General features: G+C 36.8%; 10 protein-coding genes. 6 read left to right on the top strand and 4 right to left on the bottom strand.

What is annotated here, in order from left to right:
* Positions 1-344 precede the first annotated feature (344 nt).
* The 6 genes from RAO94_00420 to RAO94_00395 are packed head-to-tail and all read left to right on the top strand — an operon-like array spanning position 345 to position 6,730.
* Entirely contained in the window at positions 345-1,607 is a 1,263-nt protein-coding gene (locus tag RAO94_00420) for a response regulator (protein MDP8320790.1), read from the top strand.
* A 1-nt stretch (position 1,608) separates the two neighbouring features.
* On the top strand, positions 1,609-1,974 hold the full coding sequence (locus tag RAO94_00415; protein MDP8320789.1) for a response regulator: 366 nt from the start codon (positions 1,609-1,611) through the stop codon (positions 1,972-1,974).
* Positions 1,971-3,689 carry a diguanylate cyclase gene (locus RAO94_00410; GenBank protein ID MDP8320788.1) on the top strand — a complete coding sequence of 573 codons (1,719 nt, stop codon included), beginning with the start codon at positions 1,971-1,973 and terminating at the stop codon, positions 3,687-3,689. Before RAO94_00415 ends, RAO94_00410 begins: the two co-directional genes overlap by 4 nt.
* 9 nt (positions 3,690-3,698) lie before the next feature.
* Positions 3,699-5,300, top strand: a complete 1,602-nt coding sequence (locus tag RAO94_00405; GenBank protein MDP8320787.1) for an HD domain-containing phosphohydrolase — start codon at positions 3,699-3,701, stop codon at positions 5,298-5,300.
* 5 nt (positions 5,301-5,305) lie between these two features.
* On the top strand, positions 5,306-5,959 hold the full coding sequence (locus RAO94_00400) for a hypothetical protein (protein ID MDP8320786.1): 654 nt from the start codon (positions 5,306-5,308) through the stop codon (positions 5,957-5,959).
* A 12-nt stretch (positions 5,960-5,971) separates the two neighbouring features.
* Positions 5,972-6,730, top strand: coding sequence for a hypothetical protein (locus RAO94_00395; GenBank protein MDP8320785.1), 759 nt, complete (start codon positions 5,972-5,974; stop codon positions 6,728-6,730).
* A gap of 125 nt (positions 6,731-6,855) precedes the next feature.
* Here RAO94_00395 and RAO94_00390 read toward each other — a convergent pair whose 3' ends face one another.
* From RAO94_00390 to RAO94_00375, 4 genes are all read right to left on the bottom strand, one after another.
* Positions 6,856-8,298, bottom strand: a complete 1,443-nt coding sequence (locus tag RAO94_00390) for a trypsin-like peptidase domain-containing protein (GenBank protein ID MDP8320784.1) — start codon at positions 8,296-8,298, stop codon at positions 6,856-6,858.
* A 97-nt stretch (positions 8,299-8,395) separates the two neighbouring features.
* Positions 8,396-9,136 (bottom strand): SagB/ThcOx family dehydrogenase, encoded by a 741-nt coding sequence (locus tag RAO94_00385; GenBank protein ID MDP8320783.1) that lies wholly within the window; start codon positions 9,134-9,136, stop codon positions 8,396-8,398.
* A 73-nt stretch (positions 9,137-9,209) separates the two neighbouring features.
* Complete coding sequence (locus RAO94_00380) at positions 9,210-10,466, bottom strand: hypothetical protein (protein MDP8320782.1); 1,257 nt, start codon at positions 10,464-10,466, stop codon at positions 9,210-9,212.
* 1 nt (position 10,467) lies between these two features.
* Complete coding sequence (locus RAO94_00375) at positions 10,468-12,594, bottom strand: hypothetical protein (protein ID MDP8320781.1); 2,127 nt, start codon at positions 12,592-12,594, stop codon at positions 10,468-10,470.
* Between the last annotated feature and the right edge of the window lie 215 nt (positions 12,595-12,809).

Below are 12,809 nucleotides of genomic sequence, written 5' to 3'. Positions count from 1 at the left end.
TATATTATTATCTTACTACATAAAAACTATTGTAGTATATTGAAACAAAATTACTGTTTTAATCTATGAAAATGTCTTTATCTTAGTGCTATGTATGATATATATTCTTTTTTAAATAAAATATATTATTGGTTATGTTGCTGCTCTGCTGTTTATTCCTAAGAACTTCTGTCGTCTGAATGACAATTCAAACTGGAAGTGATTTAAGGAATATTCTTAACTGCGGGTAGAAGTCAATTAGTTTCTTCAGGTAGTAATCGAATGAATAAATGTTTTTCTTTGACAATAAAATATGAAAGACAATAAAAGGATATGTAATGGTGTAATTAAAAATGGAGGTTATATTGGAAAAACATGATCTCAAGATTTTATTTGTAGAAGATGATGATTTAATGCGTAATACCATCAAAAATGTGCTGGAAAAAAATGCCAGAACAGTATTGCTTGCAGCTAATGGAGAAGAAGGACTTGAGCTCTATAAGCAGGAAGCTCCAGATATTGTGATCACAGATATAATGATGCCAGTGATGAATGGACTTGAGATGATCCATCAAATCAGGCGATTGGGCAGTAATGTAAAAATAGTAGTTGTCTCTGCCTATAGCGAGAAAGAGAATTTCCTCAAGGCAATTGCTCTGGGAGTTAATAACTTCCTGATCAAGCCAATTTCATATAAGAATCTATTAAATGTCCTGGAAGAATTAGCAAATGTTATCCTGCTTGAGAAAAACGTGGAAGCAGAGAAGCTGGAGAAACTTCAAGCCCAGGAAGAGCTTAAAAAGGCACATGCTGAGCTTGAAGATAGAGTGATCGAAAGAACTCAAGAACTGGCAATAGCCAATCAGCAATTAGTGGAATTTCAGGAGACCCTTCAGGATAAAATAGAGAAGAGTGTAACTGAGATCCGTCTAAAAGATCACATCATGATGCTGCAGAGTCGTCAGGCAGTTATGGGAGAAATGATCGGGCATATTGCTCATCAATGGCGTCAACCACTAAATACTATCGGACTTCTCACGCAGTCGCTCCTTTTTTCTTATCGCAATTCCAATTTATCTGATGAAATGCTGGAGGATAGAGTAAATAAGATCATGGTGGTTCTAGAGCACATGTCAGAAACTATAGATGATTTTAGAAATTTCTTTAATCCAAACCGGGAGAAGATCAATTTCAGCGTACTATCTGTAGTTCAAAAGACGCTATCATTTGTGGAGAGTTCTTTTCAGAAGCACAAAATAGAAATAGATCTTGAGATTGAAGAGGACTGTCAGGTAAATGGTTATGAAAATGAATATTCCCAGGTTTTAATGAATCTTTTGATCAATGCCAAAGATGCACTTGTAAGCCAGAATGAAGATAACCGTAAGATCTGGATAAGAGTAAGCCGTAGAATGGGAAAAAGCTGTCTTGAGATAGGAGATAATGCTGGAGGCATTTCACCAGAAATTAAAGATAAGCTTTTTGATCCCTATTTTACCACAAAAACAGGTGAAGAAGGTACTGGACTTGGTCTGTATATCTGTAAGACTATTGTTGAACAGAAGATGTCTGGCTATATTGATGTCAGTAATGATGAAGATGGTGCAGTGTTTACGATAATTATATAAAATGAAAGATTATAAAGTTCTGATTGTTGAAGATGAGGTATTGATAAGAGAAATGCTTAAGGAGATTTTTATGTCAGAATTTTCAGCTGTATTCACTGCCGGTCATGGTTTGCAGGGGATTGAAAGATATCATGAATTTGCCCCTGACCTGATAATCACTGATATAAAAATGAAGAAGATGGATGGACTTACGATGATCGAGAGGATTCAACAGGAAGACCCAACTCAGAAATTTATAATCATCACAGCCTATTCAGATGAGCATCACCTTAAAACTGCTAAATTACTGGGTGTTAAAGATGTACTTGTGAAACCTATTGATAGTCGTGAACTAATGACTAAAGCGATTGAGATATTACAAAGATGAAAGAATATAAAAATGTCCTGATCATTGATGATGATGAACTAACGACAGTGTTGGTTCGAGAAATTCTGGAATCAGATGGCTATCACTGCGAAACCTGCCAGCAAGTGAAAGATCTTAAAAATTGTTTAACGAAGCTTGATTTCAGTATATTTTGCGTAGACTTGATGCTGGATGGTCTGGAAGGGATAAAACTGATCAAAGAACTTAGAACCCTTTATCCTGAATCTATAATTTTTGTTATTACCGGTTTGAGTGCTGCCGAGTATTTGCAGGACAGCATGGAAGCTGGTGCTGATATGTTTTTTAATAAACCATTAAATGCTGCGAATCTGTTAGAGAAACTTAAAAGTTTGATCAACAGAATAAATGAGCCGGTTCCATGTCAGTCAATGGATAAATTGATCTGGCAGGCATTTAAAGATGCTATGAATCCTGTATTTGTCATTAATCAGGCTGGAGATCTGCATTATGCGAATGGATCTTTTTTGAAAATTACAGGACTTAGTGTCGAGAGGATCACCAGATATAATCTGGAAACCTTACGAATGGACACCATAGACGATCCTGGCAGCCTGATCAAGAGATGTAATAGTTCAATGAACGAAACCAGAATAATGGAAATTAGATTTAATGAGGGTAAATTTGATGAGGCTTGGTATTATGTAGTTATAAATCCGATAAAATGCAGCATAGGTAATCAAGCAACCCTCTTTCTATTTCAATTATTTGATATAACCCGTAAAAAGCAAATGGATAATTTCATCCTGAATAATGAAGAAAAGTTCCGCTCCTTTATCAGTTTATCCAATGATGGGATGGCTTTGATAAATGAGAAGGGACAGGTTATTGAATGGAATAACAGTCTTACCAGGATTACGGGAATTTCCATGGAGAAAGTATATGGAGAAGCGATTTGGGATATATTATCCTGGGGAAATGTGCGCATTAAGGATAAGAAAGTTCCTCCGGAAATCCTGAAGAAATTTATTAAGTATTCTCTAAAAGTCGGATTGGAGAATGAAAATGTGCGACAGGATCTTTGCCAGATAACTCATACTGATGGGCATATTGTTCACCTGCAGTATTCATTTTTCACAATCAAAGCAGATAAGGGGTATCGTCTGGGAATGGTTATCAGAGATAATACAGCCAGTGTAAACGACAGGAAATACATTGCTGAGCAGCATGAAAAGCTTAACCAGGCATATCAGGAGATGGAAAAGCTGGCAAGGATTGATCCTTTAACTCAGATTTCAAACCGCAGAGATGTGGAAATCCGGCTTGATTATGAAATGACTCGTTATGAAAGGCATCATAATCCATTTTCACTGGCGATTGCCGATATAGATAATTTCAAAAAATTTAATGATACCTATGGGCATGACATGGGAGATTATGTCCTGACCGAAATCGCAAAACTGATGAAAGAAACAGTCAGAGCCCAGGATATCCTGGGGCGCTGGGGTGGAGAGGAATTTATTCTGGTCTTTCCTGAAACAGATTCCGTAGGTGGAGATATAATCTCCGAAAGAGTCCGCTCAATAATTGAGCATCATAACTTTAATTTTAAAGGTGTTAGCGTATCAGTTACTATCACAACCGGCTTGGCAGAATTCAAGCAGGGTGAAGTGCTGGATGAAACAATTAAAAGAGCTGATAATGCTCTTTATAGAGGAAAAAATTGTGGAAAAAACTGTATTGTCATATCTTCTTAGGAGTACTTCATGTCAAATTTCATTGCAGAGAAGATAAGGAAAAGAAACTTGGACCTCATTAAGAAGCTCATTAAAATTGGGAAATCATTATCCCTGGAAAATGATATTCAAAAAGTCTTTAAGATAATTCTTGATGAGGTGATGGAAGTAACTAATGCTGACAGAGGAATGATCTATATTACTTCTCCAGATCAAAAAGCTTTGCAGTATGAAAGAGTGAAATGTATATCTGATCAAATGGAAATGGACTCGGAAACCGCCAGTAAGAGATGGAAGTCGATTGTATTATTTGACATAACGGGTGATCCGATAATGAATTCACTGGCAACTTTCGTTTTCCATACAGGATTTGAAGCTCATTTCGATGATGTGTACAATCAGGATTATTTTCAGATCGATCAGATCATAACGATGGATGAGCGGGACAAGTATCGCTCAAAATCAATGGTCGCTGTCCCTTTGGTAGATCATGAAGACCATGTTCTGGGTATCATTGAACTCACAAACAGCATCGATGAAGAGGGTAATATCGTAGCTTTTTCTGATGAACATACTGAGATATTGCTATCAGTCTCATCGCAAGCTGCTATCACTCTAAGTAATAAACTACTGATCAATAATCTTGAGAAAATGATCTTCGATTTCACTCAGGCAATTGCTTATGCCATTGATATGAAATCAGATAAATCATATCAGCATGTGCAGAAAGTTGCCCTGCTCACAAATATTCTCGCTAAAGAAATTAATCTTGTTGATGATGGGGTATACTCGAAACATAAATTCTCTCAAGATGAACTTGATGAAATCGCCATTTCAGGCTGGCTGCATGATCTTGGTAAAATTGTAACCTCAAATAACCTTCTTAATAAAAATACTAAGCTGCAGTCAAGCTGTGATCGGATTAAATTCGTTCAAACAAAATTTGAATTACTGGAGCAGGTCATATTTAATCAATTAATGCAATTAAAAACTGAAACTGAGAAAACTGAACTGCAACACATCCTGGAGAAATTACCTGAATATATGGATTTGATAATTTCCCTTAACCAGGGATCTGAATATGTTTCTGAAGAGGTGTTAGAAACTCTGGCTGAGATTGCTGCAGTAAAAATTAGCGCTCATGGGAAGGAATACAGACTGCTGGACGAAGATGAACTGGAAAACCTGATGATCCGGCGCGGAACTCTTACGATCAAGGAATATGATGAGATAAAAAAACATGCTGACATTACTTATAAGATACTTTCCAATATCACTTTCCCGACGAAATTTCAAAACGTACCCAAAATTGCCTCATCGCATCATGAAAGACTCAATGGAACTGGTTATCCACTAGGACTTAAAGATGATGATATACCTTTGCAATCACGCATTTTAGCAATAGCAGACGTCTTTGATGCGCTGATGTCAGAAAGATCTTATAAATCATCTTATGATCTTGATAAGTCACTTAAAATTCTTGCCAGTATGGCAAAGAATAATGAAATTGACAAAGATTTAATGGATATTATGCTGGATAAGAAAATTTTTATCACTTTTGCCAGCGAATATGATGTAAAAGATTTCGCAAACATTGATATCGATAAGATCAAGGAAATTTACCGGAGATAAATGAAATGGCCAATGTAAAAATTCTGAGAGATCAGGATCACTTTCTTAACGATATTCAAAATTCTTTGCACAGGCAATTAGCTGAGGAGGAAATACTCTCTCTTCGCAGGGTCCTGGATCGAGTAGTCCGGGTTCCATCACCAAAATTATTAGATTTGAATATTCCTTTCTGGTTGATCAAAAGATTTTATTTTCAGATCTATCTGGGTGAAGACAAACGTACAAAAACCCGCAATGATCGCAGCAAATTTGAAAGAACAAAACTGAAGGAATATAAAGAAAGAAATGCTGATTACTATTTTGCATCCCTGCCTGAAGATATTCAAAAAGGCTTTCAATATGAAGAGAAAAGGGTAATTCAGGCAGTATTTATACGGGCAATATCTATTCCATCAAGGAAAATTCTGGAAACAAATATAAATTTCAAGATAAAAAACAGATATTATCTTAGTATCTATCTGGGACTGGATAGAAGAAGAGGTAAAAGAAAAAACGCCAGTCATGCTCTTAATACTCTAAGTTTTATGAGCTCTATGCTGATTTATCTGCTAGTGATAATATTTGTTGCCTTTTTTGCCAAAACTGTGTTAAATTATGATTTAGTTCAGGGTGGTCATGGTATTGACTGGTTAATTGATAAACTTGGTTTAAATAAATAAGGGAGAAGTGGAATGCCATTTAAAAACAAACTCAAAGACGTTGATTATTTCATGGATCAGATGGGTCATGGAATAAAAAACAGCTTCACTGAAGAGCAGGAAAAATTCATTCGCCTGATACTGGCTAAAGCCATCAGAATTCCATCAAAGAAGCTTATTGATCTTAATGTGCCATTCTGGTTTGTCAAAAAGTACTATATGCAGCTATATGTTGGTGAAGACAAAAGAAGAAATTCCAGGAAACAAAAATCAGTGAATGCAACTTCAGAAAATATCATTGAAAGAGATTTCAGTTATTTCTATAGTCTTATTCCTTCTGAGGTTGCCAAAACTCTTAATTTTGAGCAGAAACGATCTGTCCAGGACATTCTTAAACGGTGTATTATTGTTCCTACTAAAAAGATTTATGAATCCAATAATTCTTACAAGATATTCAAGAAGTATTATTATATCTCTTTCTTTTGGGGATATGACAAAAGAAAGTCACAACGTGCTGCTGGTACTGATTCATCAATGAAAGGCTTGAATTTATCTGTACGTGGATTTGTTTACTTCATAGAATTAGCTTTGGCAGTCGGGGTCATCTATGCTCTGATCAGAATTGTGGGCTCTATGTTTAATTTCAATCCCGCTGATGCCATTGAAAAAGGAATGCTGGATGATGTAATTAATGAAAAGGTGCAAGACAGGATCGATCAAGGTTATTCATTACCAGAAATTATGAACATAATCAATTATTACTGGTGGACTTACTTAAAGCCATTCATCTAATAATCTCTGATTGTTCATAGTTAGTGTCTTTCTTAGTAGTGATCGTTAGATTGCCTCGATAATTCCCTTATCTAAACCAAGCATATAATAAGGGAGAGCAGTTAAACTCTCCCCTGTTTATTCTATTATCTATTTGTGTTCACTGCCACATAATGGTATTGACCATTTAATGATTTCACTCTGAAGAGCAACTGATCTTTACCATCTTCTTTCACTTTTTCATAGATCTCATTGAAATTTTCCACATCTTCCACAGTTTCAAAATTTATCTCCAGGATCACATCTCCAACTCTTAATTCACTATCTTCAGCAGGAGAATCCTTTTCAATTGCACTAATGAACACTCCGCTGCTTTCATCAATTTTATATTGTTTGGCAGCATCACTATTTACGCTTTCTACCTTAAGTCCTAACCAATCAGCATTAGGCGTTGAAATATTACTCTCAGCCAAGTCAGCGGGTCTTTTCATCAGAGTTACGTACATGGTTTTGTGCTTTTGCTTGCGAACGATCTCCACAGGTAGTTTTATACCAATCTCGCTTTCAGCCACTATTATTCGGAAATGAGCAACATCCGCAATCTCCCTGTTATCAAACTTGATGATCACATCACCCTGTTCCAGTTTACCATCTGATGCCGGTGTATCATCTTCCACTTTAGCGATCAGTACACCAGACACATCTTCCAGATCAAGGCTCTTTCTAAGGTCAGAAGTAATCTCCTGAGGCAAAATTCCCAGGTAAGCTCGAACCACCTCACCATGCTGCATCAAGTCATTTGCTACCTTTCTGACCATATCCACTGGAATGGCAAAACCGATACCAACATTACCCTGATTAGGAGTACTGATAGCTGCATTCACTCCGATAACATCACCATCAATATTAACCAATGGTCCTCCACTATTTCCGCGATTTATTGCAGCATCAGTTTGAATATAATTCTGATACAAGGGTCCACCATCACTTCCGAAATTAAAGTTGGATCGTCCCAAAGCTGAGATAACTCCCACTGTGACGGTTCGATTTAATTCTTCTCCAAAAGGGTTTCCAATTGCTATTGCCCATTGTCCAACTTCCAGATTAGCAGATTCTCCCAAAGGAGCAATGGTCACCCATTCATCGCTTTCTATTTCTATCTTGATCACAGCAAGGTCACTATCACTGTCCAATCCCACGATCTCACCAGGATATTCCTCTTTATCTTCCAGTGAAACAGTAATCTCAGCCCCTTCTTCATTACCTTTTTCTACAACATGATTATTGGTTATTATATAAACAGTATTACCTTCTCGCTTGAAAATAAATCCTGTGCCCATTGCCCGTGCCTTACGACTTGGTGACTGTCTTTGAGGTTGAGGAAAAAAGAATTTAAAAAATTCATCCTGATTAGGAAATCCATTAATAGTCATTCCAGGAGTCTCATATTCCACCTGAATATTCACAACTGATCCCCTGATATTTTTCACCACATCAACAAAGGGATTTCTGCTGTCCCCAAAAACTGCCACTGCCATTACCAGCAGCATGATAACTGTCATAGTTCTTAGTATTACTATTCTTTTCATAAAACCTCCAATATTAAGAATCGATCACAATCATCAATATTCTCCTAATTTATTTATCGATATTTAAACGTCACTTTCAGTTTGAGTTACAGTTTTTTTATATCTTACCTACCGGTGCAATATAGATAACCATCTCATTTTCACCATCTATCTGCAGCAATTGATCTGCTGCTGACTGGTTATAGGCAGCAATTGCACAGGTACCACAACCCACTGCATCACAGGCAAGATAAAGATTCTGGCAAACGTGACCTGCATCGAGTAAAATTAGCTTTGTTGACGCAATAGCATATCTCCATTCCATTCGATAAGGTATAGCACTCCAGTAAAACACCACATTCGCACCAGTACTCCAGGATTGCCCTTTCACCGATTCTGTGATCGACTGGTTCATGTCTTCCGGTTTATAGATGAAAATCAGTGCATGCTCCTCCGGTAAATAACGGTAAATCCCTTGATCCAGATTTTCTACATTTAGTATAGCCAGATATGTTTCCAAAGCATGCCTGGAACCAGCAGAAGGAACAAATCTCTTGGATGTAGCTTCATTGATCTTAAGCCTGATTGCCTGAGTGCTCCATAATAAATAAGATAATTCTTGCAGTTTTAATTCTTTACTACTAAATTTTCTGCAACTTTTACGATTGAGTGTTGCTTTGCTGAAATCTGTTGTTATCTTCCAGTCCCAATTCTCTGGTTTTGGCAAAGCGATTATTTCAATATTTTCTGGAAATGGTTTAGTTACTGGAGGTGATTTCACTCCCTTGCTCTGGTCTGTTTCAGCAAAATTATAACTCGTCCATTCATTAGCATTTAGCTCTTTTCGGTCATTCTCCATCTTATCTCCTTTTGTAATTATAAAAAAGGGGCAGCGATCCCCTCTCAGGAATTGCTGCCCATTATATTAGTTATTAAAACTTAAATTTTATCCCAAAATCTGCCCCATATCCCTTGGCAGCATTGAAAAGGCCATTATAATAAGTTCCACCTAACATCAATTCAATTGACTCAGAGTCTACTCCGAACTTGAAACTATAGCTGTCAATATCACCATTACCGTAGGTAAGTTTAATGGGTAGCCAATCTAATGGTCTATAGGTAGTTCCCAGAAAAAGTCCATCAAGTAAATAATCGCATGACTGATATTTCGCCATCACATCAAAACCTCTTCCTACATAATATTCCACACCAAAGGTTATTGAAGCATCAAGCTTAACTTCCCGATCCCCATCATAATCTTCACCTTCCACAGTCTCACTTTCATCTATCGCTTCGTGATCTTCATCAATAAAATTCAAATAGTCAAGGTGGTAATTATAATAATCTGAATATACCAGATCGCTGTATGTAAGCTTTGTTCCCAGATCATCTACATTAAAATACATCCAGCCATTAGGCAGCTTCATTTTGAGCCCGAGACCGAAACCGGTAGAATAATTACCCGTTATTGATGAAGGGTCAATATCAGAGTGTAAGATACTCACATGGCTTTCTACATATAGACTATCCTGATTGGAAATGAGTTCCTGCTCACTTTCCATTACTTCTGCATATCCAGCCGAATTATTTACATTCACACGTGCACCAAGATATATATCAGCCTCACGAAGATAATTCAGCACACTTTCAAGCCTGAGTACAAAACTCCCTGATTCCTTATTTGATATCCTTGCAGGTGGTATAAGAGATAAATTCACACTTTTGGGATATGCCCAGTCAAAACTGAATTTAATGAATTGATAGAAATAAGTATCGCTCATAGCACTTGTGTTATATTGATCCTCATCATTGCCATTGAATAAAATCTGCATAAACTCTTTATCAATATCTCCCATATAACCACGAATATTTGATGTCATGGTTAATTCCCAGTTCTTGAATCCGAACGCTAAAAGATCAATAGTGGCATATCCAGAAAAATTGAGATTAGAAGATGAAAGCAGATCCTTTTCTGACTGAGTAAGCACATGACCTTCTTCAAACATGGCGAGATCACTTACAGTTAAATGATTATTGGAGAAACCTCCATTCATAAAAAATCCGGGAAGAATTATATCACCACTCTCACGATCTGCTATATCAGCAGGATTTTCTGCAAAATCACGGAAAAATCCCTGTAAACTAACTGCAAGTACTATTGCTATAAATAAAATAATTAACCGTCTCATCTTATTCCTCCCCATTATCTATCAGGTCCTGCGATATCCTGATGATTATTTCTGCCATGCCCACTAATTGAATTTCTCCCGCCAAAGCATGCTCTCCATCACTAACAAGATTTATTCGGGAAGCTACATAAGTGAGATCTTTCAAGAAATAACTCAAGTCTTTCTGATTAAGGTCTATCATTAGTTCCTTTGTTTCACCTTCTAAAGTCGTTTCTAATCCAGGCATTACAATCAAATCTACGATACTGGTATCGGGATTTTCATAGTGATAAATCTCATTCATTATATTATTTTCACTATCCGATAGCAATACTTCTGCACCCACTTGCATACCGGTTGTATTAATGTAGGTCAATTTCAGACTGGCACTCTGAAAAGCATCAAATTCTTCCTGCTTAAGTTCTACATCTTCTTCAGAGATCACTATTTCTCCATCCTGACGTGGGATCACCCAGGCATCAGTAGCAAGAGATAAAGTTGATTCCAGAATGATATTTGATGTGAGCAAATCTCCCTGATGATATATTAATTCTGAAACTCCATCACCTGCTGTTACCTGAACTTCAAATTCAATCAGCACAGGTAATAAGGACAACAATTCATTAATATTATAAACATCACTATTAAATTCTATGCTGAAAGATGTTGATGCAGGTATTTCGATCTGGGGTATTTCACCACTTTCGATATTTATCAATTGCACCATTTCATTTTCCGTATTAAAAGCTCTGACATCTATCACAAGATCTCCCGGTATTTGCGAATTACCTGTGCTTAGATCTATTCTGATCTCACTGTCACCTACGAAGATAAACTGCCCCCCCTCTTGCACTTCTGGATAATCCACATCAAGGGTAATTTCATCACTGATACTTTCCTGCTCCTGAGGTTCGATAATTCCTCGTACATACTCAAACTCCAGTTCACTAAGTTCTGCTTCTACTAAATAAGAATCGCTTGCATTGATTTGTCGATAATCATCTACATCAGTACTGTCTATATTTGCTACTATAAATATTTCAATATCACTTAGTAATTCGGTTCCATCTCCCAATCTTGCTCCACCTAATTCCAGTATCTCATCAAACATTCCTCCTTCACTGCTGCGGGGTATCTCATAATCTGCCTGATAGTTTTCTTCACTATCGAGAAATAATGCAGGTATATCAACATGTAGATGCAATGCAACATCAATCCCGTTTTCCACATGAATACTCAATTGATAATCAGGATTATCAGCAAGCGTCGCTTCATATATATGATAATCTTCATCCAGTTCAATGCTTACAGTATCCTCTATTGTCTGCTCTGCTATCAGCGCTTCTGCAGCACTAGCTTTCAAATCATCCCAGAAACTAATATTAGTCTCCAGTTGATCTTCCAGAACAATTACTACACTGTTACCATCGGTACCTCGACTACCCCCACTTATTAAAAGCTGCATATCTCGATAGAGTACAATACCTTCAAGGTCAATTGAAGTTGTATAATTCTCTCCTGGGGCCAGATTGCGGTCTTCAAGAATGATGTCATCAATCACATTCTCCCACACACCACCATCATTTTCATGTACCAGACTCAATGTCAAATATTCTCCCACCTGATAATTTCCTAAACCTATGATCATATTATTAATAATTTCCAAATCAAATCCACCTGACATTATCTCTACCCACTGAATCTCATTTACTGGTTCAAGTTCGATGCTGATATCTTCAAAACTAAATGATACTATTTCAGGAACTTCCACTCCTTGACCCGGTATATCCAGATTGGCTGCTGAAGCAAATTCTCCAAATGTTATCCCACCTTGAATGGGATCTACATCAGATATCGCAATATCTCCAATTTCGGCAGTATCGCTTTCAAAAACAGGTTCTGTTTGTCCGATATCAATTTCCTGTTCATTTAAATTTTCCTGGTAAATACCTAATACTGTGTCTCCCACAGCATTCTCTGTTAACACGATTGAGCTGTCTTCTTCTGCAAGTTCCAGTAGATCATAGCTGTCATTTAAAACATAAAAACTTAATTTTGTATCCCAGGTCGGCAAACCGGGATTTTGGGGCAGGGAGCATCCTAAAAACATTAGTAATACCACAATTACAATAAAAATCCATTTTTTCATACTATCTCCTTAATGCATTTAATGTCATCATTAGAACAAGATTATCGAAAATAGCAGCTTATGTCAATTCTTTCCTTATTCTATTCAGAGATGTGAAATCAATCATAATATTATTAGCGGTACTTTTACAATTTGAACACTGTAAATTCGAAGTGCAGCTCTCCCATTTTAAATTGTGTATAATATCCCGGCATTACTGACTCCTGAAATTACTA

It is taken from the genome of Candidatus Stygibacter australis, assembly GCA_030765845.1.
In the GTDB taxonomy this organism is placed as follows: Bacteria; Cloacimonadota; Cloacimonadia; order Cloacimonadales; family TCS61; genus Stygibacter; species Stygibacter australis.
This window is presented reverse-complemented; position numbering and strand designations above follow the sequence as displayed.

Excerpts from the sequence above, each read along its gene's own strand:
- RAO94_00415 (MDP8320789.1), top strand. The coding sequence starts at position 1,609 with ATGAAAGATTATAAAGTTCTGATTGTTGAAGATGAGGTATTGATAAGA.
- RAO94_00410 (MDP8320788.1), top strand. The coding sequence starts at position 1,971 with ATGAAAGAATATAAAAATGTCCTGATCATTGATGATGATGAACTAACG.
- RAO94_00405 (MDP8320787.1), top strand. The coding sequence starts at position 3,699 with ATGTCAAATTTCATTGCAGAGAAGATAAGGAAAAGAAACTTGGACCTC.
- RAO94_00400 (MDP8320786.1), top strand. The coding sequence starts at position 5,306 with ATGGCCAATGTAAAAATTCTGAGAGATCAGGATCACTTTCTTAACGAT.
- RAO94_00395 (MDP8320785.1), top strand. The coding sequence starts at position 5,972 with ATGCCATTTAAAAACAAACTCAAAGACGTTGATTATTTCATGGATCAG.
- RAO94_00390 (MDP8320784.1), bottom strand. The coding sequence starts at position 8,298 with ATGAAAAGAATAGTAATACTAAGAACTATGACAGTTATCATGCTGCTG.
- RAO94_00385 (MDP8320783.1), bottom strand. The coding sequence starts at position 9,136 with ATGGAGAATGACCGAAAAGAGCTAAATGCTAATGAATGGACGAGTTAT.
- RAO94_00380 (MDP8320782.1), bottom strand. The coding sequence starts at position 10,466 with ATGAGACGGTTAATTATTTTATTTATAGCAATAGTACTTGCAGTTAGT.
- RAO94_00375 (MDP8320781.1), bottom strand. The coding sequence starts at position 12,594 with ATGAAAAAATGGATTTTTATTGTAATTGTGGTATTACTAATGTTTTTA.